Annotated in this window: 20 protein-coding genes; 4 read left to right on the top strand and 16 right to left on the bottom strand. The window is 66.1% G+C overall.

The features are described from left to right. Positions 1-28: 28 nt before the first annotated feature. Positions 29-394: a hypothetical protein gene (locus FS787_RS07570; protein WP_260982441.1), complete on the bottom strand. Its 366-nt coding sequence runs from the start codon at positions 392-394 to the stop codon at positions 29-31. A 69-nt stretch (positions 395-463) separates the two neighbouring features. Continuing rightward, positions 464-1,678 carry an NAD(P)/FAD-dependent oxidoreductase gene (locus FS787_RS07565; RefSeq protein ID WP_144671570.1) on the bottom strand — a complete coding sequence of 405 codons (1,215 nt, stop codon included), beginning with the start codon at positions 1,676-1,678 and terminating at the stop codon, positions 464-466. Between the two features lie 189 nt (positions 1,679-1,867). On the opposite strand from FS787_RS07565, the gene FS787_RS07560 reads away from it, so the two are divergent. After that, positions 1,868-2,659 (top strand): GPP34 family phosphoprotein, encoded by a 792-nt coding sequence (locus FS787_RS07560; RefSeq protein ID WP_144671569.1) that lies wholly within the window; start codon positions 1,868-1,870, stop codon positions 2,657-2,659. A gap of 16 nt (positions 2,660-2,675) precedes the next feature. On the opposite strand, the gene FS787_RS07555 is transcribed toward FS787_RS07560, so the two are convergent. Beyond that, positions 2,676-4,097, bottom strand: a complete 1,422-nt coding sequence (locus tag FS787_RS07555) for an FAD-binding oxidoreductase (RefSeq protein WP_144671568.1) — start codon at positions 4,095-4,097, stop codon at positions 2,676-2,678. Positions 4,098-4,454: 357 nt separating this feature from the next. Here FS787_RS07555 and FS787_RS07550 point away from each other — a divergent pair, with 357 nt between their 5' ends. Continuing rightward, positions 4,455-5,264 (top strand): alpha/beta fold hydrolase, encoded by an 810-nt coding sequence (locus FS787_RS07550; RefSeq protein WP_144672042.1) that lies wholly within the window; start codon positions 4,455-4,457, stop codon positions 5,262-5,264. Here FS787_RS07550 and FS787_RS07545 read toward each other — a convergent pair. The 4 genes from FS787_RS07545 to FS787_RS07530 form a co-directional block, all read right to left on the bottom strand. Beyond that, positions 5,261-6,397 carry an amidohydrolase family protein gene (locus FS787_RS07545; protein ID WP_144671567.1) on the bottom strand — a complete coding sequence of 379 codons (1,137 nt, stop codon included), beginning with the start codon at positions 6,395-6,397 and terminating at the stop codon, positions 5,261-5,263. The two genes, FS787_RS07550 and FS787_RS07545, sit on opposite strands and share 4 nt — an antisense overlap. Continuing rightward, positions 6,397-7,761 (bottom strand): glutamine synthetase family protein, encoded by a 1,365-nt coding sequence (locus tag FS787_RS07540; protein WP_144671566.1) that lies wholly within the window; start codon positions 7,759-7,761, stop codon positions 6,397-6,399. Before FS787_RS07540 ends, FS787_RS07545 begins: the two co-directional genes overlap by 1 nt. Positions 7,762-7,973: 212 nt before the next feature. After that, the gene (locus FS787_RS07535) at positions 7,974-8,495 is read right to left on the bottom strand and encodes a hypothetical protein (RefSeq protein WP_144671565.1); all 522 of its coding nucleotides are present in this window, start codon (positions 8,493-8,495) and stop codon (positions 7,974-7,976) included. 592 nt (positions 8,496-9,087) lie between these two features. Further along, entirely contained in the window at positions 9,088-10,038 is a 951-nt protein-coding gene (locus tag FS787_RS07530; protein ID WP_260982440.1) for a formylglycine-generating enzyme family protein, read from the bottom strand. A gap of 271 nt (positions 10,039-10,309) precedes the next feature. Here FS787_RS07530 and FS787_RS07525 point away from each other — a divergent pair, with 271 nt between their 5' ends. After that, entirely contained in the window at positions 10,310-12,670 is a 2,361-nt protein-coding gene (locus FS787_RS07525; protein ID WP_144671564.1) for an arylsulfatase, read from the top strand. Positions 12,671-12,755: 85 nt separating this feature from the next. Here FS787_RS07525 and FS787_RS07520 read toward each other — a convergent pair whose 3' ends face one another. The 7 genes from FS787_RS07520 to FS787_RS07490 form a co-directional block, all read right to left on the bottom strand. Further along, positions 12,756-13,004, bottom strand: coding sequence for a hypothetical protein (locus FS787_RS07520; protein WP_260982439.1), 249 nt, complete (start codon positions 13,002-13,004; stop codon positions 12,756-12,758). Between the two features lie 332 nt (positions 13,005-13,336). Continuing rightward, complete coding sequence (locus FS787_RS07515; protein ID WP_260982438.1) at positions 13,337-14,020, bottom strand: response regulator transcription factor; 684 nt, start codon at positions 14,018-14,020, stop codon at positions 13,337-13,339. Then, a complete protein-coding gene (locus tag FS787_RS07510; protein WP_260982437.1) occupies positions 14,013-15,278 on the bottom strand; it encodes a sensor histidine kinase in 1,266 nt (421 codons plus the stop codon). The genes FS787_RS07515 and FS787_RS07510 overlap by 8 nt, the downstream gene beginning before the upstream one ends. 262 nt (positions 15,279-15,540) lie before the next feature. Beyond that, positions 15,541-17,280 carry a cytochrome b/b6 domain-containing protein gene (locus FS787_RS07505; RefSeq protein ID WP_144671561.1) on the bottom strand — a complete coding sequence of 580 codons (1,740 nt, stop codon included), beginning with the start codon at positions 17,278-17,280 and terminating at the stop codon, positions 15,541-15,543. Between the two features lie 2 nt (positions 17,281-17,282). After that, the gene (locus FS787_RS07500; RefSeq protein ID WP_144671560.1) at positions 17,283-18,269 is read right to left on the bottom strand and encodes an electron transfer flavoprotein subunit alpha/FixB family protein; all 987 of its coding nucleotides are present in this window, start codon (positions 18,267-18,269) and stop codon (positions 17,283-17,285) included. Positions 18,270-18,282: 13 nt separating this feature from the next. Continuing rightward, positions 18,283-19,059, bottom strand: a complete 777-nt coding sequence (locus tag FS787_RS07495; RefSeq protein ID WP_144671559.1) for an electron transfer flavoprotein subunit beta/FixA family protein — start codon at positions 19,057-19,059, stop codon at positions 18,283-18,285. Positions 19,060-19,247: 188 nt separating this feature from the next. Further along, on the bottom strand, positions 19,248-20,027 hold the full coding sequence (locus tag FS787_RS07490) for an ion transporter (RefSeq protein WP_144671558.1): 780 nt from the start codon (positions 20,025-20,027) through the stop codon (positions 19,248-19,250). A gap of 157 nt (positions 20,028-20,184) precedes the next feature. Here FS787_RS07490 and FS787_RS07485 point away from each other — a divergent pair, with 157 nt between their 5' ends. Next, positions 20,185-20,613, top strand: a complete 429-nt coding sequence (locus FS787_RS07485) for a hypothetical protein (protein ID WP_144671557.1) — start codon at positions 20,185-20,187, stop codon at positions 20,611-20,613. On the opposite strand, the gene FS787_RS07480 is transcribed toward FS787_RS07485, so the two are convergent. Together FS787_RS07480 and FS787_RS07475 are read right to left on the bottom strand one after the other, a co-directional pair. Next, the gene (locus FS787_RS07480; RefSeq protein WP_395940320.1) at positions 20,610-21,095 is read right to left on the bottom strand and encodes a sensor histidine kinase; all 486 of its coding nucleotides are present in this window, start codon (positions 21,093-21,095) and stop codon (positions 20,610-20,612) included. The two genes, FS787_RS07485 and FS787_RS07480, sit on opposite strands and share 4 nt — an antisense overlap. Positions 21,096-21,189: 94 nt before the next feature. Further along, positions 21,190-21,825: a GAF and ANTAR domain-containing protein gene (locus FS787_RS07475; protein WP_144671555.1), complete on the bottom strand. Its 636-nt coding sequence runs from the start codon at positions 21,823-21,825 to the stop codon at positions 21,190-21,192. Positions 21,826-21,984: the final 159 nt, after the last annotated feature.

Raw genomic sequence — 21,984 nt, 5'->3', positions numbered from 1 at the left:
GAGGTTCCGCCGTCGTCCGTTTGAAGGGTCATTCCTGGGTGCTGAGCTGCCAGTGGACTTTGATGGCCTCGGCAATCGGGCCGGTGGTGACGTCGACCCGGAAGGCGACGGGCGCGGTTCCTGTCTCTTCGATGACCGAGTCGCAGTACACCCGGCCGCAGGAGGGGCACAGGGTGTACAGATCCTCGTCCGCGGGCCACACCGCCAGTCCGGCGGGGACCGGGGTGCTGTCCCCGCCGTAGATGGGGACGCCCTGTGCATTGGCCTGGATCAACCCGTCCTTGCTGACGGTGTTTCCGCACACGCAGGTGATGGTGGTGACATCATGGCCGATCACGTCGGCGGTTTCAGTGCCCATGCTGACCTCCCCGGTGATGGAAAAGACGTTGCTCAACCAGCTTATGCCTGCTGATCCGCGCCGTCGCCTGGAACTTGATAACCGGCAGGTGGCGGCCGGTCAGGCCTAAGCGCGACCCTTGAGGATCAGGTTCCAGTAGACCTTGGGGAAGATGTCACGGTCCACTATCCACGATGCCCGGCTCGCTTTCCACGTTGGCACCTTCGGGATTGAGGGCATGGGCCGGTACTGGTCATCAAACTCGGCGAAGACAACCGAAGAGCGGGCCACCGTGAAGGGGCACACCGAGTATCCGTCGTACTTCTCCGTCAGGGGTTTCCCCTCCCGGGCCGCGACCAGGTTCTTGGCCAGGACCTTCGTCTGCTTTCGCAACGCACCGCCGGACTTGGAATTGGTGGTGGCCGCGGCGTCCCCCAAGGACCAGATGTTCGGAAAACGGACGTGCCGGAGGGTCTGCGGATCCACGTCCACAAATCCGCCCGGGTCGCCGGGTGCGGGCAGCTCCGTGGCCTTCAGCCAGTCCGGGGCCGACTGCGGCGGGACCGCATTGAGCACGTCGTAGTGCAGCTCCTCGGCGAGCCCGGTGGCATTGTTCCGGATCAGCGCGTTCTGCGCCGACGCGTCCACCGACACCAGTTCGCTGTTCAGCCGCAGTTCAATGCCGTACTCGGCGATCTTGCGGTTCAGCTCTTCGTCCACGCCGGGTACCCCGAACACGGTGGGGTAGGGCTGCACCATGACCACCCGGATGTCCTGGAGGACGCCCTGCTCCCGCCAGTAATTGCAGGCCAGGTACATCGGTTTCTGCGCGGCCCCGCCGCACTTGATGGGGCCGGAGGGCATGGTGAAAACCGCGGTCCCGGCTTTGAGTCCATGGAGCAGTCTCCAAGACTTGGCGGCCAGGGTGAACTCATAGTGGGACGCTCCGGAGGGGGAGTGGACGGCGTCGGCCAGGCCCGGGATCTTGTCCCAATCCAGCTGCAGGCCGGGGCAGACCACCAGGTGCCCGAACCCCAACTGGCGGCCCGACGCCAGCGACACCGTGTTGCTCTCCGGGTCGATGTCCACCGCGCTGTCCCGGATCCATTCCACGCCCTGCGGCATGACCGAGCGCTGGGGACGGGTGGCTTCCGATGCGTTCGCCCTCCCGCCGGCGATGTGTGAGAACAGCGGCTGGTAAAAGTGGGTGTCCTGCGGCTCCACCACGGCCACATCCTTCACGCCGTAGCGATGGAGGCGCGCTGCCAGGGAGACGCCGGCGTTGCCGCCGCCGATAATAAGGACTTCGGATTCCACGGGTGTTCCCTTGCTCAGCGGCATCGGCGCTCCTCGGATTGGCGGTTCCAGCAGCGCACGTGTGAACAGCTGCCGGAGCCTCAATAGTAAGCATGATGATCTTTATTGGGTAAGGTCCGTTTCCTGGGCCGCGAGGTTTCGGAGTGCAGACGCCGACGTCGACGCCGGCAAGTTCCCATTGTGGTGGATGCCCACCTGCGCCACGATGTTCCTATGAACGCTGAAACGCCGCAGGCGGCGGAGCTGAATCTTCCCCAGGCCTTCCTCCTTCTCGCAACGAACGACCACGACGGCAAACCTGAGGTGCCGATGTTCGCCCTCAGGACCACTCTGGCCGGGGCAATACTGGCCGAGCTGGAGCTGATCGGTGCGATCGGGCTGCAGGGGAAGCACGTCAGGGCTAGAGACGCCGCCCCGCAGACGGACCTGCAGCACGAGCTGGACCTCATCCGTGGAAAGTCCCGCCCGCACACGCCCAAGCGGTGGATTTCCATGCTGGAGGGCCGCGCCGAAATGCAGCGCGTCTACGAGGGCATGGCGGCTCGGGGCATCGTGGAACACGTCGGCGAGAAACACCTGGGCGTCTTCCGGAGCGTGCGGTACCCGGAGAAGGACCACGCTCCGGAGGCGGCGCTCCTGGAAAAGATCCAAGCGGCACTCGGCGCTTCGCCGTCGGAATCCGGGAAGCCCGATGCCGGGGCGCCGGATACCGCGGCAACCGACGCCGGGACGCCTGACTCCGCGGCGCCTGAAGCCACGGCGCCCGACGCCGGCGCCCCTGCTGCCGCGACGCCCGCACCCGCGGCGCCTGACGCCAAGGCACCCGATGCCAGGACTAAAGCGCTGATCGCCCTGCTTCAGGCGGCCGGGCTGCTCAGCAAGCTGGTCCCGTCAGCAGACAAAATCCGGGCCAGTGAACTGGCGAAGGACTACTGGCCTTCCCGCGCGGTGGAGGACGAACTGCGCATGATCAGACTGGCGGAGGAAGAGGAACCAGGCATCTGAGCCTGCCGTCGCCGTCTCAGCCGGAGGTCGGCACGATGTTGTGGTTGAGGCGGAAGACGTTGTCCGGGTCGAAACGGTTCTTCAGCGCCACCAGCCGGTCATAGGTGTCCGGGCCGTAGGCCTGACGTGCGGCCTCGATGGCGTCCTGCCCGGTTTCCGCGCCGAGGAAGTTAACGTACTCGCCCTGCTCGCCGAACGGCTGCATGAGGGCGTGGGCCTTCCGGGCGAATTCGCTCAGCCGCTGGTCCTCCGCGGGATCGTTCCAGAAACCGTAGATGTTCAGCCAGTATTTCGCCGAGCGGTTGGGAAACGCTGTGGCGTCCTCCGGCACACGCCCGAAGGCCCCTTCCATGTGGTGGATATCAATCCCGGTCCCCATCCAGGTCACCTCGGAGGCGAAACCGACCAGAACGTCGACGGCGGCCTCGTCCAGCCGGGAGAACGACAAGTTCTTCCAGTACCCCCGGGAGCCCTTGGGGAAGAGGCTGTCCATGGCGGACTGCCACGCCAGCCAGTCGGTGGGCGCGACTTCCTCCTCGTCCGGCGGCGCGGCGGCGCGTAGCTGCTCGATCAGCTCGAGCCCGGGCTGGTGGTCCTCCGACGCCCAGGCAAATCCGATGATCATCCACGGTTCCTCGCCCATCTCGAGGTCGGGCGGGAGCACCAGGAAGGAGATGATCGCGTTCATCTCATCGGGCAGATCCTGTGTCCACTGATCAAACGCGCCCAGCGCGCTCTTCCAGCGTGGCGCGCGGTAGAAGAAGTTCCCACCCAGGACGGCATCCGGCAGCGGCCGGGCCCGGAAGGTGAAGGAAGAGACCACCCCGAAGTTCCCGCCTCCGCCGCGCAGCCCCCAGAACAGCTCGGGGTTCTCCTGTTCGCTGGCGTGCAGGTGCTCTCCGGTGGCGGTGACGACGTCGGCGGAGGCCAGGTTGTCCAGGCTCAGCCCGCCGGGCCGGGTCAGCCAGCCCACGCCGCCGCCGAGCGTCAGTCCCGCGACCCCGGTTGCACTGATCACGCCGAGCGGCACGGCCAGTCCGTGCGTAACGGTGGCCTGGTCGACGTCGGCCAGGGTCGCCCCGGGTTCCACCGTCACGAGCCGGCGTTCGACGTCGACGTCCACACCGCGCAACTGGCCCAGATCCAGCACGAGGCCGCCGTCGACCGTGCCGTGGCCGGCGATGTTGTGCCCGCCGCCGCGGACGGCAAGCGGCAGGCCGGTGCGCCGGGCCGTCTGAAGAACGGGATCAATGTCTCCGACGGCGCCCGCCCGGATGACCGCCCGCGGACGCACGTCGATCATGCCGTTCCAGACCGCCCGGGCCTCGTCGTACAAGGGGTCCTGCGGTTCGATCACCGCCCCCGCCAGGCGTCCGCGCAACTCCTCCAGGGCGCGGTCCACGCCGCCGCCCTGCTCTTCCTGATGCATTGTGTTCATCGGTCTGCTGCTTCCGTGCCAAGGGGCTGGCACCCCTTGGTAAATGGTGGTGTCCAATAGTGGAATTGATCTCGCCGGAATCGGCGCTGCAGGGTGATACTTCCAGCCGCCAAGGACTGGAACAGGTTCGCGGTGCCCACAGTATAGATTCGCCGGCGGCGCCCGGACAACGGTCAACGGACAGCGTGGTGTGCCCGCCTGCATGGCCGTGCCGCCCGGCCATTCAGTCCGCCCTAGGCACCCCGCGCACGGGAGAGTAGATTGCGAATGGACTGGCCGCAGGGATGCCGGGCGCGGGCCGGCGCCGGCACCGGCAGGACCGTTCAGCCCGCGGCCGAACACGACAGGAGGGCCGCCATGGGGCGCTATGTGAAAGCGGGGGACCTGGAAATCTGGACGGAGCAGGTGGGCGACGGGCCGGATGTCCTGCTGATCGGCGGGCTGGGGGACACTGTCGAGTCCTGGCAGTTCCAGCTGGACGGGCTGGCGGACCGCTACCGGATGACGGCGTTTGATAACCGGGGTGCGGGCCGCACGGCCATGCCGGAGGGGCAACCGACCGTCGAGGCGATGGCGGACGACGCGGCCGCGGTGCTGCGGGGTCTCGACGTCCCCTCGGCGCATGTTGCGGGGTTCTCCGGCGGTAGCATCATCGCCCAGGAACTTGCCCTCCGGCACCCGGAGCTGGTCCGAAGCCTGGTGCTGCAGAGCACGTGGCCCGCAATGGACAAATACATGAAAACGCTCGCCCGGGCCATCCACTGGCAGGCGGAGCTGGCACCGGACGAACGCGCATTCCTGGAGTTCTTCTTCCTGCTGGTCTATACGCCGCGGGCACACAACAACGGAATGGTCAGCCAGATCATCGAGGACGCCCTCGCGTTCCCGTATCAGCAGTCCACCGGCGATTTCCTGAAGTTCCTTGACGCCTTCGTGGTCCACCAGACGGCAGACCGGCTGGGGCAGATCAACGCGCCCACGCTGGTCCTGGCGGGCGGGGTGGACCCGATGAGCCGGCCGGAACTCGGCCAGGACGTGGCCCGTCGTATACCGGGCGCACAGTTCGAGGTGATGCCGGAGGAATCCCACCAGCCCTTCCAGGAGATTCCGGACGAGTGGAATGCGCGCGTCCACGAGTTCTGGCAGCAGATTCCGGGCGGCGCTTAGGGGAGCGCGTAGACCCGGCGGGCGTTGTCGCGTGCGACGAGTTGCACGATCCTGCGGGCATCAGCCGCGGAACAGTCGTCGTCGTCGATCCAGCCGCCGACAACCTTGGTGATGGCGTTGCGCCACAGTTTCGCCCCGAGGTAGTGGAGTTCCGCGGGGCCGAATGCGTCGGAGGAGTAGAGGATTTTGGTGAAGGGGGCCAGTTCGAAGGAGCGGGCCACCAGATCCCGGCTCCGTGACCCGGTGAAGTTCACGGCAAGGCCCACATCGAGGTAGACGTTTTCAAAGGCGTGGGCCAGATAGCCGGCTTCGCGCTCGTACGGATAGCAGTGGAGCAGCATGATGGGGGTGTCCCTGACCTCGGCGGACCGGAGAAAGTCCAGGAGGTACAGGGGATTGGTTTTGTGCAGGTCCAGGTCGCGGTCACCGAAACCGACGTGGAATTGCAGCGGAAGCTTGATCGATACCGCCGTGTGGATCCCGTGGGCAATAAGGGTCAGGTCGGTGAGCTTCGCGTCGGTGCGGGAGTTCTGCTGCCAGCGGCGGGCTGCTTCCGCGACCGCAGCCGGTGCCGGCCGGCTGAGATCCCGATCGAACCCGGTGCGGTAGGCCAGCACCGTCTTGACGCCCACGGCGCTGTGGGTGAGCTCGTGAAGCCGCTGGCCGAACTCGTCGATGTAATCTGCCGGGTTGGCAATCTCCCGGAGCAGCGCCTCGGCAACGTGTTCCAACCGCACGATCTGGTGGGTCCGCCCGCCGGAGACGCCGGCCAGGCCGGCCGTGCCGAGGTAGTCAGGGCCCTCCAGTCCTGTGTCGACCAGCCAGTCGGTCACCCCGGCAGCGCGGGTCATGCGCCGGCACACCTCGAGTTCTCCCAGTTCGGAGCGCCGGCTCCAGTAGTCCGCCGGTGGGGCGTGCCGGGGCAGGTCAAGAATGCCGCTGCACCAGCGGCGGATGGCGAGCCCGAGTTGTGTGGTGTAAGCGTCCTCCGGGGTGGTCAGCGGTTCGGTGTTCCCCTCGTTGAGCGCGTTCTGGAAGCGAGCCTCATCGCCGTCGGCGGAAAACGCGCCGTGCACGTGGTGATCGACAAGGCTGACGTGGTCCACGAAGTCCGGGAAGGAGCCGTCCGCCATTAGATCGACCAGGCCAGTCGAAAGCGTTCGGCCAGCTCGTGCGGCGGCAGGCCCGCGGAGATCCGCTGTTCGTAGCGCCGGACGGCCACCGTGGCATCGACGATGGCGTCTCCGAGCAGCCTGCGCGCCAGGCGTGACGTGTCCAGTGTGTCGATGATGGCGGCTGGGGAGTCTGCGAGCAGCTGGACGTTGGCCCGGCGCCGATCGTCGTCCGAAAGTCGTCCGGGGTCGCCCGGGATTTCCGCTGGAAGCCGGCGCTCCCCGCGGATGCCGTTCTGGGCGAGTGCCAGGATGGCTGCGGAGGCAAGATACACGTTGGACGACGGATCGACGATTTTCACCTCGATATTGGCTCCGTGCGGATTGCTCCGGCCCTCTTTCAGGAAGCGCACGGAGGCTTCCCGGTTTTCCAGGCCCCAACACAAGTAGGCGCCCGCCCACGTGCCGGGGGCCAGGCGGCTTCCGGACAGGACTGATCCCGTGAGGAACCCCTGGATTTCGGGGAGTCCTGCGATGATTCCGCCAATGGCTGCGCCTCCCTCGGCGCCGATGCCGTGCGGTCCGCTGCCGCCGGAGAACAGCGGCACGTCCTCCTTGTGGAGCGACATGTGCTGGTGGGCCCCGTTCCCCACCGTGCCGGCAAAAGGCAACGGGGAGAACGACGCCTGCAGGCCGTGGGCCCGGGCGGCGATGCCAACGATGATCTTGGCGAGGACCGCGCTGTCCGCGGCCTGGACCGGCGGGGCCGGGGGAAGGGAGAACTCGAACTGGTTCCTGCCGTACTCGGCGTGGATCTGCTCCATCGGAAGGCCGGCCTGGTTCAGCGCCGACAGCAGGTCATCGAGGAACTCCGAGCGGTCCAGGAGGCCGGTTGCCCCGTACGGCACCCAGGGCGCGTTTTCCAGCGCTGAACCGTCCGGGGCGACCAGGAAGAATTCCAGTTCGTGGCCCATAAGAGCCTGGTATCCGGCCTCCCTGAGGCTGCCGTCGACGTCGCCCAGAAGGCCGCGGGCACAGACCGGAGACGCGGTTCCGTCTTGTTCGAACAGGCTGGCCGGTGCCCAGGCCCGGCCGCCGGGCAGGACACGAAGCCCCGCGATATCGATCCTGAGGCGCATATCGCCCACGGTGGTGATGCTGTCCGTGAACGCTATCCCGCCGTCGATGGCGAAGACATGCCAGACGGGGGCAGCGCCCATGCCGGCCTCGTGGAAGGTTTTGAGCCGGGCCAAGGGAACGCTCTTGGCCAGCGTGAGGCCCGAAGCATTCACCACCGTACCGATCACGGCGCGGACGCCGGCCGCTTCGAGCTCGCGCTGAGCCTTTGCAACGGCGGATTCGTCGGCTGCTGCGAAGTGGGTCATGCGCCTATCATGCGGCGACTTCCGGTCCAATGAAAGATCGCGAACCTGTCGTTCGTTGCGGTCCACGGACTCCCGTGGGGAGCGGCACCCAACGCAAACGGACGACGGCGGAAGTCCCGCCGTCGTCCGCAGCGTGTGAACGTATTGCTCGACAGCGACGACCCATTGGTTTCCCGTTGTGAGCCTTCGGTGCGGTCATGCCTGGACTTAGCTCAAGCCAGTGGACCGCAGATATTCGTCTTGCGGGCCGCTCCGCTGAACGGCCTTACTTCTGTGGCCTTGTCGAGTTCCACCGCGTAGTTGACGTTGCCAACCACGTAGATGAGGTCCGTCGAACCATCCGCGTTGGGCACGAACAGAAGGTTTTGCCCGGTCGCCTTGACCTCGTAGTAGTCCGGTCCGACGCTGCGGTCGGTCAATGTGAAGAATACGGTCCCTGTGGCCGTGTATCGCACGGGGGCGCTAATGGGGTTACCTAGGTCGTCCACGGCCGTAGTTGTGACCTTGAAGCCAGGAGAGATGACCTTGTGCGTGCCCGGCTCTGAGCCAATCGTCTTCGCCTTACCGGTGATGTCGAGGCGCACGGCGAATTCGCACAGTGAACCCGCCGGGAATGTCACTGCCCCTGATGCATCGGAAGGCGGTGCTGCCGCTGCGGGGATGGCCGAAATGCCCAGGATCCCCGCTGCCAGCAGCGCGGTGGCTTGGGTTCGATGATTGTTCCGCATGTTCATTGGTGTCTCCGATGGTCCGCGGCCCGTGTGAGCCTAAGGTAAATGTGGCAAAGATGCGCAGGTATGTTCGCGCTTTCGGATGCACTACCCCGTGTTGACTCACGGCGGCTGAGGCCTCGGGCCCTGCCGGTGGGGGCGGCAAGCCGTCCCGTGGATCCGGCTAGGAAGCCAACTATGTGACGGTCCCAACAGTTACTCCAACGACCTTGAGAAAACCTTGCTCAGGACGTGAAGACATTCTGCGCTGGGCAGCCCGTGTCCTCAAGCCGAAGGAAACAATCGTGAGCAACACATGAGTATCGCGACCGACAGCTCTCGGATTGGAGTGGCGGGTGGAGGCATCCAGAGCTGGTGGTTCTGATGCCCAAAAGAACCTGCCCATGCACGCCATGCCGGCAGCCGCAGCAGATCTGATGCCGTGATGTCACTCGCAGGAGTCACCCGCGGTAGCAGCGCCGTAGCCAAGGCCGCCGTCCGTCGGTGCGGCTCTCACGTCGGTCCGCGCAGGCGCCGGATCTAGGTCCATCCGACTAGGGAACACTGCTGCTGCGCGGCCCGAACTCGTTGGGGCACGTCCCTGGGCTTTCCCGGATTAGTGATCCGCGTCCAGGGAACGTGCGCACCGGAAGCCGATATGCGAGGTTGCCGTGTCCTCGGTCTGCGGGGAACGCGCGGCCGGGCGGTAGCGCAGGCAGTACTCCGGAGCGCACAGGTGCGAGCCTCCCTTGAGCACGCGGCGCGGGATGCCGGACCCGGGCTCCGCGCTTGCGGCGGCCTCATCCCGCTGCGGCGAACATGCGCATCCGCCTGCCCGGCCGTGAGTCCCGGCTCCTGCGACCGCTTCGTGGCGGGCCGAATAGTAGCTTCTGGTCCATTCCCACACGTTGCCGATCATGTCGGAGAGCCCGTACCCGTTGGGCGGGAATGTCCCGACCGGGGAGGTTCCCTTCCACCCGTCCGCGCCCGTCTGGAGGTACGGGAAACGCCCCTGCCAGGTGTTGGCCATAAGCACACCGTCCGGGCTCGCCTCGTTTCCCCATGCATAGGTGAACGCATCGGATAGTCCGCCCCTTGCCGCAAATTCCCACTCGGCTTCGTCCGGCAGCCGTTTGCCGGCCCAGGCCGCATAGGCGCCGGCGTCGGCGAAGGATACCTGCACGGCCGGGTGGCCCTCCCGGCCTTCGATTGAGGACCCGGGGCCCAGCGGCTGCTGCCAGCACGCCCCCGGGACCCAGCGCCACCATTGTCTCCAGTCGCCCAGGTCCACCGGGCCGGCGGAAGGCGTGAAAACCAGCCCGCCGGGGGCCAGGTCGCCGGGCGACAGGTCGGGAAAGTCCGCCGGGTGCAGCGGCCGCTCGGCCACTGTCAGGTAACCCGTGGCCGCAACAAACACGGCGAATTCCGCGTTGGTGACGGGGCGGGCATCGAGCTCGAAGGCCGGTACGCGGACCCGGTGCGGGGGTCCTTCGTCGGAGTAAAACGCGTCCGATCCCATCAGGAACTCACCGGCCGGAATATGCAGCATCGTCGGCGTTTCGGGCATTCCGGGGGTCATCCTTCCCGTTCCGCATGGGCCGGCTGCTACGTCCGGTGGGACCGGATGTCGCCGGCGCGCCATGGCTTGAGCCGATGCTACTTGCTACCGCGCCTTGGTTCCAGACGCCGTCGGAAGTCCAACGGGACGTTTAAGCGGCCGCGGATGCCTATCCGGCGCGTCCTGGCCAACAGGCTCATTCCCTATGGGTGAGGCGGAGGCCGGCGGGGCGGAGCAGAGTGAATGGCAAGCCAGCAAAACAACAACCCAGGGGAGTCCCATGTCAATCACGGAGTACACACCCGGTGACCCGTTCCCCGGCGTGGCCGGGCGGACAGTCGAGGAGTCGGAGCCGGCCTGGCCCTCTCCTCAACGGGCCCCCGAGGGAGCGCCGAACGTGCTGCTCGTCGTGCTCGACGACGTGGGTTACGGACAGCTTTCCTGCTTCGGCGGACTGGTGGAGACGCCGAACATCGACCGTGTCGCGGCGAGGGGTCTGCGGTACGCGAACATGCACACGACGGCGTTATGCTCACCGAGCCGGTCGTGCATCCTCACCGGCCGCAACCATCACTCCAATGGAGTCGCCAGCATCATGGAGCTGGCAACCGGCTTTCCGGGCTACGACGGGCGGATGCCGTTCGAGAATGGGTTGCTGCCCGAGATGTTGATCGACTACGGCTACAACACGTTCTGCGTGGGCAAGTGGCACCTGTCGCCGTCTGAGGACAACTCCCCGGCCGGACCGTTCCACCGCCGGCCTCTCGGGCGAGGTTTCGAGCGGTACTACGGATTCCTTGGTGGGGAGACCAACCAGTGGTATCCCGACCTTATCCAGGACAACGCATCGGTTCGGCAGCCGCGGCCGCCGGAGGACGGTTACCACCTGAGCGAGGACCTGGCGGACCAGGCGATCAAAATGATCCTGGACAGTGAGGCCAACGCGCCGGAGAAGCCGTTCTTTTTGTACTACGCCTCCGGGGCGGGACACGCCCCGCACCACGTCCCGAAGGATTGGGCCGACCGCTACCGCGGCAAGTTCGACGACGGTTGGGACGCCTACCGCGAAACCGTGTTCGCCCAGCAAAAGAAGATCGGCCTGTTCCCGGCCGACGCCGAACTATCGCTGCGGGACCCTGACGTTCCGGAGTGGAGCTCGCTGAGCGACGACGAGCACCGGTTGTACGCCCGCATGATGGAGGTCTACGCCGGTTTCGTCTCGCACGCGGATCACCACCTTGGGCGCTTGCTGGACACTATCGAGCAGATCGGCGAGCTTGAGAACACGCTGGTTATGGTCATCTCGGACAACGGCGCCTCGGCCGAAGGTGGCGTGACGGGCTCCTTCAACGAGATGCTGTTCTTCAATCAGGTCCCCGAGAACTTCGACGACAATCTCGCCATGATCGACGAGCTGGGCGGCACGCGGACGTACAACCACTACCCGTGGGGCTGGACCTGGGCGGGCAACACGCCGTTCCGACGCTGGAAGCGAGAGACGTACCGCGGCGGGGCGACCGACCCGTTCGTCGTCGCCTGGCCGGCGAGGATCGCGGCCCGCGGCGAAGTCCGCAGCCAGTACGCCCACGCAATCGACCTGGTGCCGACCGTTCTGGACGCTCTTGGTGTCGAGCCGCCGGCCGCCGTGCGTGGAGTCACCCAGGCGCCAATCGAAGGGGTCAGCTTCGCCAGTTCCTTCGACGCGGCGGACGCGCCGACCAGCCACATGACGCAGTACTTCGAGATGTTCGGCCACAGGGCGATCTACCACGACGGGTGGCGGGCGGTGTGTCCCTGGCCGGGGCCGAATTTCACCGAGTCCGCAGCCATGGGTCGCCGGCTCGGTGATCCGATCACGCCGGACGTCCTCGAGCAGCTCGACGCGAGCGGCTGGGAGCTCTACGACATCAACGACGATCCCACCGAGTCATCCAACGTCGCAGCCGAGCACCCCGACCGGCTGCGGGAGTTGATTGCCCTTTGGTGGAAGGAAGCCGAGAAGTACAAAGTGCTACCGCTGGACGGTTCGCTTCAGGCACGTCTGACGACGGAGCGTCCGCAGACCTCGAGGCCCCGCACCCGGTTCATCTATCGTCCGCACACCTCGCTGGTTCCGGCTTTCGCGGCGCCACCCATCTACAACCGGCCCCACTCCATCGAGGCCGACGTCGAGATTCCGGCCGGCGGCGCAAACGGCGTTCTCATCGCGCAGGGTGGAGATGCCGGCGGCTACACCTTCTTCGTGGAAGACGGACGCCCGCGGTATGTGTACAACTATGTCGGACGCGAAAAGTTCGAGGTGTCCTCGCCCGAACCGCTGCTTCCTGGACGGCATGCCGTTCGCTACGAGTTCGAGCCCACTGGCAAGCCTGACTTCAAGGTGGGCAAAGGAACGCCCGGACGTGCCCAGCTCTACATCGACGGCAAGCTCGTCGGGAACGCAGACTTCCCGTACACCACGCCGCTCCTCTTCGAACTCGAGGGCTTGAGCTGTGGTTACGACTTTGGCGCGCCGGCGACCGAGAGCTACCAGCCGCCGTTCACATTCACGGGCACGATCCACTCGGTCACCGTCGAGGTGTCGGGCGAGCTGATCCGCGACGATGACGCCGAAATAGCCCGGCTGATGGCGCAGCAGTAGAGCGGGTTCCAAGGACGCGTCGATCAGCGGGATGAACGAGGCCAACTTCCAGCTGTCGTTGGCTCGGCGTAGCGCCCCGATGCGCCTAGGGTTCGATGAGCACCAGGATGGTGTCCGGACGGACGCCGTCGAATTTCATCGCTTCGGCTGCCGCTTCGGACTCCATAATCCGCTGGAACGCTTCCATGTCGGGGACCTCGGCGACCAGGCCCACACGGTTGCTCTTGGCCGGGTCGATGAAGGTTCGGACCGTGATGCCCAGCGGCCCGAAGACTTCTTCCCGCTTAGGTGAGCTGAGCCAGTGCTCAACGTCGTCGACTTCGTGGAAAATCATCAATGTTGGCATCGTTGCCTCTGCTTTCTGGGGTTGTGCCAGGAGCCGGGCCGGATAGGAGCCACGTAAGGACATCCTGATCACGCTGAACGTACCACGGCACCGAATGCGGCGATAGCGGGAAAAACTGACGAGCGGGCCCCTCGTCTAGCGGCTGTCTCGATGCTGGAGGGCCGCGCCGAGGTGCGGCGTGTCGACTAGGGATGGCAGCAGCACTGGGCCGAAACCCGCGAGCACCTGCTGACGACGCGCACGCTCCGTGCCTGCGGAAACTCGAAGGTTTTGTTACCTCGCCGGTACTCGGTCACCACGAACGCCGTTTGCTCCGCCCCTCAGGCGCCCAGCAGGCGGCGTTCGTGGGCGAAAGCTACCAGTTGAAGCCGGGTGCGGAGTTCCAGTTTGTCGAGGACGCTCCGCAGATGGGTTTTTACGGTCGCTTCCGAGACGAACAGGGCCTCCGCCATTTCGCCATTGCTGAGGCCCTTGGCCGCCAGCAGAAAGACGTCCCGCTCCCGGGCGGACAGGGCGTTCAGGATGGACAGGTCCGGCCCCGTTGCCGGGACGTTGCGCGCGGCGTGTTCGAAGAGGGAATGTATGGAGCCAGGGGCGATCACGGAGTACCCGGAGTGGACAGTGCGTATCGCGGCCAGCAGGAATTCCGGTTCGGCGCTCTTGAGGAGATACCCGCTGGCTCCGGCCTGTACCGCCTGGACCACCGCCTGATCCCGGTTGAAAGTGGTCAGCGCAATGATCTTGGGCTTGTCGCTGCCGGTGGACGTGGCGTGCTGCACGATCCGCCGGGTGGCTTCCACGCCGTCGAGGACAGGCATACGCAGGTCCATCAGCAACACGTCCGGACGACGTTCGGCCGCCAGGGCCAACGCCTGTTCCCCGTCGGCGGCTTCGCCGGCCAACTCCATGTCCTCCTGGCTCTCGATGAGCATGCGGATACCTGCCCTGAACAGGGGCTGGTCATCCACCAGGGCCACGGTGATGCGTGCCCCGGCATCAGCCACGGTGGTCCGCGTCCCGTACAGAGTCTGTCCCGCTGGTCACGCCGATTGCCGCCAACACCGGCTGGGCTTCCCGGTCTTCAGATGCGGTGATCGAGGCCTGGATGTCAGTGCCGGGATGGCGATCGCCCGGCATGGATTCCCGGGATCCGAAGGGGATGAAAACGGTCACGCGGAAGTGTTCGCCGTCGGGTCCGGCCGTCAGCCAGCCGCCCGCCAGGTGGGCGCGTTCTCGCATGCCGGGGAGTCCGCGCCCCACCCGGGGAGTGGCCTCAACAGCGTCGTCCTTGCCGGCCGCGGCGACGGCCGAGGCCGCGTGGAGGGTGAGGCCCGGCCCGCTCCAGTCAAAGTGGAGCCGCACGTCCGTGCCGCGCCCGCCATGTTTCAGCGCATTTGTCAGGCACTCCTGCACAATCCGGAAAACGGCGACCTGCTGTCCGGTGGAGAGCTTTACCGGTGTCCCGGATTCGCTGGAATGAATCTTCAAACTGCCCCGCTGCATGCCGTCGATGAGAGCCGGGATGTCGCTCAGGCGCGGTTGAGGTGTCACCAGGCCGTCATCACGGACACCCTCAATCACGCGCTGGGCATCCACCAAGGCGCTGCGGGCCGACCGTGCGATGGTGTCGAGGGCGTTTAGCACCGCCTTGGGCTGCTCCTTGCTCAGGTAGCGGGTGCCATCTGCCTGGGCGGCAATGACAGCCAGGGAATGCGCCAGGACGTCGTGGAGATCCCGCGCGATGCGGGTGCGTTCCTGTTCCACGATGAGATCGACTTCGGTCTCTTTCAGGCTGTTTTGGGCCAGTTCGCGTGCCCGGAACAGACTGCCACGTTCCTGGTACAACGCCAGCAGAAGCCCGACGGCGGCACAGCCCCCGGCAATCACCAGGAGGAAAGCGAACAGCTGCGGGCCATAGGTCATGAACATCGGCCTGTCACCGAAGTACATGGGCATGAACCAGCCGACGCCTCCGCCGTACCTCCAAGAGAGCAAAAGGACGGTCATGAGGCCCACGAACGCCAGATTGGCGCCCGCTGCGATGTAGCGTATCCGTGGAGGCGCGGTCCACACGATGAAGCCGAGGGCAATAAAGGAACCCAAGTAGATTGCCCAGTGGTTGGAGGCCATTTGCGGCAGTGCGTAGCTCAACTGTCCGGCGAGGAGCGCGGCCGTGAAGCCGAGTGACACCAGCGGTTTCCAGGAGGCCGTGGCAATGGCCAATGTCATCAAGGCGAGCGACCAGGTCCCTGACCATGTCAACAAATACCCATCCATCCTGCCTACCTCGGCCGCCCACCACAGGAAGAAGAAAGGGACGGCCGCAACCGGGGCGCCCCAATGCCGTGCGAATTTCAGAACTGGTTCCATGCCAGTCACCCTATCGACGGCAATCACCCAGTTCTTTCCAATTCGCTGCAATCTCAACCTAAAAGCCAGATGATTCATTCTTTGAGCCAGACTCCGTGCTGAAGCACCATTCGTGCCAGACTTTCAGCCCGGCAGGCCGCCGGCCGGGACTTGCCTAGCGGCTGCTCACCGGCCCGAACAGCTTCGCGATGGGTGCCAGCACGAGCGGGCGGGCGGCGTACCATCCGGCCGCCGTGACGGCGATGGCGGCCGCAAAGAGCCAGAACCCGGTCCAGTTAACCTCGTCGGTGCCGCCGAACATGTGGTTCAGGTTGCGCAGCGCACCGGTCGCGAACACCAGGAACACGTGGATGAGGATGAACAGCACGAAGAACAACATGGTGGGGAAGTGGAGGGCGCGCGCAGCCTCCACCGGGTAGATCCTGTTCAGCGTCTTCGCGTCCTTCGGCCAGAACTCGCTCATGCGCGCACCCGTGATGGCCGCGAGCGGGGCCGCGATGAACACCACAACGAAGTACATGAGCTGCTGCAGGCTGTTGTAGTTCACCCAGCCGTTCTCCACGGGCCAGTCGAGTGTCATGTACTGCAGGAGCGCCGAGAGCGCGTTCGGGAACACCTCCCAGCTGGTGGGGACGATCCGCATCCAATGCCCGGAAGCGAACAGCAGCACCACAAAGATGAGTCCGTTGGCCAGCCACAGGATGTCCAGCGACTGGTGCAGCCAGAGGTTGATGCTGATCTTCTTGCCACCGCCCTTCGGCGTCCAGAACGCCGGCGGCTTCTGCTGCGTGCGCACCTGGTAGCCGGAGCGGATGATGAGCACCATCAGGAAGAAGTTCAGGAAGTGTGTCCACTGCGCCCACCACGGGAAGCCCGGCTCGGCGGCCTCAGGCAGGTGGTACTCGCCGGGGTACTTTTCGAGGAACTCCGGCACTCCAGGCAGCGTCGTCACACCGCGTGCGGCGAGCACAAGAATCGCGGCGGCGGCCACGGCGCCGACGACGAGGAGCACCACGCGCTTGATCCACTGGCCCAGGGTGCGCGACCCGTAGAGTCTTGCCTCGGCCTTCGGCGGCACGGGCTTTTGAGCGGCGGCCGGCGGTGCCGGGGTTGCCGGGGTTGCTGGCGGGGCGGCCGGTGCTGCGGCGGGGACCGCGGGTGCGCTCGCGGGCGCGGCCGGCTCCGCCGTCGCAGGAGGCTCGACGACGGCAGCGGTCTCCGGCGCGCCGGCAGCCGGGGCATGGGCGCTGGGTTCGGGCTTGGCCTGGACCGCGGGGGCGGCGGCGACAGCAGGGGCAGCAGCGACCGCCGGAGCAAGTCCGGCCGGCGGCCACGGTTCACCGCCCGGGGCGCGGGGAAGGCCGCGCCGGAGCGGTGTGGTTCCCGTCGTCGGCGTGGCGACCGCGGGTGCAGTCGCCGGAACAGCGGCAGGCAGCGACGCTGCCGGCACTTCTTGCGGAGTTGCAGCCGCGGCGGCGGCCGGCGCCTCAGCCGCCGTCGGCGTCTGTGTGGTGCCGGTGGCGGGGGCCCCGGACAGGGCCGCCGCCGATGCCGGAGCCTGGCCCGCGGGCGGCCACGGTTCGCCGCCCGGCACGCGCGGCAGGCCGCGGCGAAGCTGCCGCGAGGCCGCCGCGCCGGAGGTCACGGCCGGGACCGGAGCGGACACCGCCGTCGTACCCGGTGCCGTTTCCGGGGCAGCGGCAGGCGCTGCGGAAACAGCGGAAGGAGCGGCGGCGGGCGCGGCGGTGGCCGGTTCCGCGTTGGACCCAGACTCCGACAGGGCTGCCGGTTCCGATGCGGCAATGCGTGCGGGCGCCTCGCCTGCGGCAGGCCAGGGGTCACCGCCTTCGACGCGGGGCAGGCCCCGCCGAATGGACCGAGACTGGGTTGCCATGGCTACTTCTTCCGGGCCTCAAGGGCGCTGATCAGCTGGGGTACCACCGTGAAGAGATCGCCCACCACACCGAAGTCGGCGATCTCGAAGATCGGCGCGTCCCCGTCCTTGTTGATGGCGACGATCGTCTTCGCGGTCTGCATGCCGGCCCGGTGCTGGATGGCGCCGGAGATGCCCAGCGCGATGTACAGCTGGGATGACACGGAAACCCCGGTCTGGCCCACCTGGTGCGCCTGCGGGACATAGCCCGCATCCACCGCGGCCCGCGAGGCACCGATGGCAGCGCCGAGGGTATCGGCGAGCTGTTCCACCAGGGCGAACTGTTCCTCCGACCCCAGGCCCCGGCCGCCGGCGACAACCTTCGCTGCGCCTCGCAGTTCCGGCCGCGAGGTGGCGACAACGGCCTCGTCGAACGAGTCGATCCGGGCGGCCGGCTTCCCGGACGGCGTCACCGCCAGGGTCTCCGACGCCGGCGGCCGGGCCGCAGCGCGCGCCTCGATGGAGCCCTGCCGGACCGTGATGACCGGCGCCCCGAACGTGGCCGTTGACGTGACGTTGTAGGCGCCGCCGTAGACGGAGTGGTGGGCCACGACGCCCTCGTCATCACGGGACACTCCGATGACATCGACGGAAACCGCTGCCCGCGATCGGACGGCGTAGCGGCCGGCAAGGTCGCGCCCGTTCAGGGAATGCGAGATCAGTATCGCGTCCGGCTGCACCTGCTCCGCTGCGGCGGCCAGCGCGTCAACGCCCGGCACGCCGAGCGCGGACGGGTCCGGAGTCTCGGCGATCAGGACGTGCGCGGCACCAAGGTCTGCGGCCTCCGCGGCGGCGGCGGCGCTTCCGGTGCCGGGTGCGGCGAGCACCAAGGCAATCGGCGTTCCGGCTGCGGCGGCAGCGCCGAAGAGCCCGGGGGCTGCCTTCTCGAGTTCACCGGAAGGCTGGGTTTCGACGACGACGAGGATGGCGTCACGAGGGAATTCAGTCATGATCGGTTGTTCCTTACGCCAGTCGGTTTTCGATGAGGAAGTCAGCGAGCTTCTCGCCGGCGTCACCCTCGTCAATGATCTTGACGCCCGCTTCCCGCGGGGGTTTCTCTGCCACGGTCAGCATGATCGACCGGGCCGCGTCCGGGTTGTCGGCCGTGACCCCGAGGTCTGCGAGTGTCAGCACCTCAACGGGCTTCTTCTTCGCGGCCATGATGCCTTTGAAATTGGGGAAGCGCGGCCCGGGAAGCGCCTCGGTAATGGAAATCACCGCGGGCAGGGCCGCCGACACCTGCTGCACCCCGGATTCCACGGGCCGGGAACCGGACACGGCGCCGTCGCTGATCTGTACAGAGCTGAGGCCGCTGGCAAGCGGCACGTCGAGCAATTCGGCGAGCATCGCGGGAATCATCCCGCCGGAACCGTCGGTGGAGACGTTGCCGGTGATCACCAGGTCGAAGTCCACGCGGCGGATCGCTGCGGCCAAGGTTTCGGCGGTCAGCCCAAGATCCGCACCCCGGAGCGCCTCGTCGGAGATGTGGGTGGCGCTGCCCGCGCCCATCGCAAGCCCCTTGCGGATCGTTGCCGTGGCGCCCTCCGGAGCGAGGGAGAGGACTGCGACCTCCGTGCCCTGGTTCGCGTCGGCGTACGTCAATGCCAGCTCCAGGGCACGCTCACCGATCTCATCAATGACTGTCTCGCTGGCCGCCCGATCGGCGAGGCCGGTTTCAAGGTTCAGTTTTCGGTCCCCATAGGTGTCGGGGACCTCCTTTACTAGGACGATAATCTTCATCGATGACTCTTCCTGTGGCGGGCCTGTCTCAAGCGGAAACAAGCTGGATCTCCAATGAGTCTACGAAAGTGCGGCTCCCGCCGGGCTGGCAGGGCCCGTGTCGCGGGCTGGAGTACCCGTTCTCCGTCCACAGGAGTGCTTTGCCGGAGTGATGAACCGAAGGGCTCTAAGCGACTATGCGTTGAAGTTCACTGGGTTGGCTCGACAAGCAGTTTCCTGATCTCGCTGAGCTTGGCTTCGGACGCATCGAGGCGCAGGCGGAGTCCTTCGACCGTCGCGGCAGGACCTTCGGCCGCACTGGCCGTCGGTGCTTGCTCTTTCTTTCTTGGCGACAGGAAGAAGTTGGCCAAGTAGCCGGTGAAGGTGCCGAAGATGCCGACACCGAGGACGATAATGCCTGCACCGATGGTGCGGCCCGCATCGGTGACCGGATATTGGTCACCATATCCAACCGTCGAGATGGTGACGATCGTGTACCAGATGGCGTCCGAGGCGGTGGTGATGTTGGCCTCCGGGGCGTTCTGCTCGACGCGGAGTATGGAGAGGCTTCCGAATTCCAGCACGAAGATGCCCATAAGCAGCAGTACGTACAGGGAGCTGCCGGCCCGATCTTTGATCAGCGCGCGGCCGATTGTGCCGCTGCCGACCTCGCGGAACAGGCGGTACACCCGGACCAGCCGGAAGACGCGCAGGATCTTGAATTGCGCAACAGGCACGCTGGCCAACAGGTCGGCCCAGCCGAAGTGCTTGAAGAAATAGGCGCCCGCCGATGGCGCGGTGACGATTCGGTAGAGGAAGTCGGCGAGGAAGATCACGCTGAAAAGGGCGTTCATCACGGTGAGCACGGTGTCGAGCGACTCGTCCTGCACGAGATACAAGAGCACGAGATTGACGATCGACAGGATCGAGAGGATGCCGATGAAGATCTCGTATCCGATGCTCTTCAGTTCACTGCGTTCCTTGGTCATGTTTGGATTCTGGCACGTAAGCACTGCCTGGCCGACACCTTTTTGGCCCGGACCTGACGGGACCACAGTCTCCTCCCGACGCCGCCACCGGAAGGGGACTTTTTCGACGGCGACGGGCGCCGTAGGCTATGGGCATCCATCACACCTAGGAGGCACCATGCGCACGGCAACACCCACAGTGCAGGCCGATCAGATCCGGCACCTTTCCGAAAATCTCATGTCGCAACTCACGAAGGGGAGGGAGTGGGCCACTCCCGAGGTTGAAGCGGCACTGCAAAAGATGGTCGCGGGGCTCGATACCGGGATTGAATCTGCGTCCCCGAGGATCCAGGCCGGACTGCGGCGGCTCGCTGACGAACTCGCCGGCGGAGTGGAAACTCTGACTCCGCGTGTTCACGAGGGCCTGCAGCGGGTGGCGCCCAAAGGTTCCCGGGTGCCAGCCCCGGCCAAGTCGCGGCGGACGGCGTCGGGGAACGCCTGGTTGATTGCCGGGGCGGTGGCCGTCGCGGTGACCGTGGGAGTCGCGGCCTGGCACTTCCTTCGGCCCGGCGATGAGGAGCCGACGCCGTCCGTGAACGCGCGTTAGTCCAGGGGCAGCGTTACGGTCACGCAGGTTCCGGCGGCGGCGGCGGACGAATCGATGGTCACCTCTCCGCCGGCGAGGCCTACGGCCACGCGCATGAGCCGCAGTCCCATGCCGGTGTGCCGGCCAGTCATGGCCGCCGGCACGTCGAAACCGCCGCCGTCGTCGGTCACTTTGAGCTGAAGGCCGTGGCTCATGCCGTGGGTGACGCAGCCGAGCCGGATCGTCACCGCTGACGCCTGGGCGAATTTATAGACATTGCTGAGGAGCTCCTGCGCCGCGCGGTACAGAAGGGTTGCGGACTGCCGGTCCACTTCCACCGAGTGGTGCGGAGTCTCCAGATGCACCACGGTGCCGCGTTTGCGGAGGGGAAGGGTCAGACGGTCAATCGCGCCGGTGAGTCCAAGGGCATGGAAATCGACGGGGTGTGTATCGGTGAGGACGCCACGTACGGCGACGACTTCATCGCTGAGTAGTGATTTCATATTCATACTGTGCGCTTGTGTCGTTGTGTTTTCCTGTGACGCGCCGACGACGGCGGGAGTTCCCGCCGTCGTCCGGTTCGGTCCGGTGTGGAAACTACTGCAACTGGTGGCTTTGGCTCTTTGCGCGCCGACCCGCTGCCGTGGCGCGTTCGATGATCTCGTGGGCAATGGCATGGACCTTGCGGTTCGAATCCTGACTCAGCTGGTTCATGAGCTGATAAGCCTCGTCGGCGTCAACCCCGGTGCGTCCCATGAGGATGCCCTTGGCCTGCTCAATAGCCGCCCGATTAAGTGCTGATGCCGCGACCGCCTCGGTAGCGAGTTGGTGGCGGTCTGAATGGATTGATTGCGTGAGGTCAACGATCACACCCCAGACACCGACAGGCTTAGTTCCTTCGAGGATGTAGTCCGCAGAGAAGAGCAGTTTGTGCTGACGGTCCTTGCGGTCGCGAATGGACACGTAAATGGAGGACGGGCCACCTGCGGCAGCCACCCGTTCCCAGTAGGCCTCGACTTTTGGCCGGTCTTCAGGCTCGATGTGGGTCAGTGCCATCTCCATGGAGGGGACCACCTCGCCCCGTTCATACCCGTAAATGCGGTACAACCCGTCCGACCAACGGAATACTCCGTCCGCGAAGTAGTGTTCAACCAGCCCGGTGGGGCAGTCAAGAAACTCGTCATGGGGAATTTCTCGCGCCGCGAATCCTGGGTATTTGCTGTTGGATGCCATTGAAGGGGCCGTTCTACGTGCTTCTGCCCGGCTACCCCCTGCCTGGGCCTGAAACACCAGAATATAGCAGTAGAGGACCCTGAGCATCGACCACTGGCCCGCTCGGGCCTGGAGAGCGAGCACAAGAACGGAGACCGTCAGCCCAGCAGCACGACGGCC

It is taken from the genome of Arthrobacter sp. U41 (genome assembly GCF_007679325.1).
In the GTDB taxonomy this organism is placed as follows: Bacteria; Actinomycetota; Actinomycetes; order Actinomycetales; family Micrococcaceae; genus Arthrobacter.
This window is presented reverse-complemented; position numbering and strand designations above follow the sequence as displayed.

Excerpts from the sequence above, each read along its gene's own strand:
- FS787_RS07565 (WP_144671570.1), bottom strand. The coding sequence starts at position 1,678 with ATGCCGCTGAGCAAGGGAACACCCGTGGAATCCGAAGTCCTTATTATC.
- FS787_RS07560 (WP_144671569.1), top strand. The coding sequence starts at position 1,868 with ATGAACGCTGAAACGCCGCAGGCGGCGGAGCTGAATCTTCCCCAGGCC.
- FS787_RS07555 (WP_144671568.1), bottom strand. The coding sequence starts at position 4,097 with ATGAACACAATGCATCAGGAAGAGCAGGGCGGCGGCGTGGACCGCGCC.
- FS787_RS07550 (WP_144672042.1), top strand. The coding sequence starts at position 4,455 with ATGGGGCGCTATGTGAAAGCGGGGGACCTGGAAATCTGGACGGAGCAG.
- FS787_RS07545 (WP_144671567.1), bottom strand. The coding sequence starts at position 6,397 with ATGGCGGACGGCTCCTTCCCGGACTTCGTGGACCACGTCAGCCTTGTC.
- FS787_RS07540 (WP_144671566.1), bottom strand. The coding sequence starts at position 7,761 with ATGACCCACTTCGCAGCAGCCGACGAATCCGCCGTTGCAAAGGCTCAG.
- FS787_RS07535 (WP_144671565.1), bottom strand. The coding sequence starts at position 8,495 with ATGAACATGCGGAACAATCATCGAACCCAAGCCACCGCGCTGCTGGCA.
- FS787_RS07530 (WP_260982440.1), bottom strand. The coding sequence starts at position 10,038 with ATGCCCGAAACGCCGACGATGCTGCATATTCCGGCCGGTGAGTTCCTG.
- FS787_RS07525 (WP_144671564.1), top strand. The coding sequence starts at position 10,310 with ATGTCAATCACGGAGTACACACCCGGTGACCCGTTCCCCGGCGTGGCC.
- FS787_RS07520 (WP_260982439.1), bottom strand. The coding sequence starts at position 13,004 with ATGATTTTCCACGAAGTCGACGACGTTGAGCACTGGCTCAGCTCACCT.
- FS787_RS07505 (WP_144671561.1), bottom strand. The coding sequence starts at position 17,280 with ATGGCAACCCAGTCTCGGTCCATTCGGCGGGGCCTGCCCCGCGTCGAA.
- FS787_RS07500 (WP_144671560.1), bottom strand. The coding sequence starts at position 18,269 with ATGACTGAATTCCCTCGTGACGCCATCCTCGTCGTCGTCGAAACCCAG.
- FS787_RS07495 (WP_144671559.1), bottom strand. The coding sequence starts at position 19,059 with ATGAAGATTATCGTCCTAGTAAAGGAGGTCCCCGACACCTATGGGGAC.
- FS787_RS07490 (WP_144671558.1), bottom strand. The coding sequence starts at position 20,027 with ATGACCAAGGAACGCAGTGAACTGAAGAGCATCGGATACGAGATCTTC.
- FS787_RS07485 (WP_144671557.1), top strand. The coding sequence starts at position 20,185 with ATGCGCACGGCAACACCCACAGTGCAGGCCGATCAGATCCGGCACCTT.
- FS787_RS07480 (WP_395940320.1), bottom strand. The coding sequence starts at position 21,095 with ATGAAATCACTACTCAGCGATGAAGTCGTCGCCGTACGTGGCGTCCTC.
- FS787_RS07475 (WP_144671555.1), bottom strand. The coding sequence starts at position 21,825 with ATGGCATCCAACAGCAAATACCCAGGATTCGCGGCGCGAGAAATTCCC.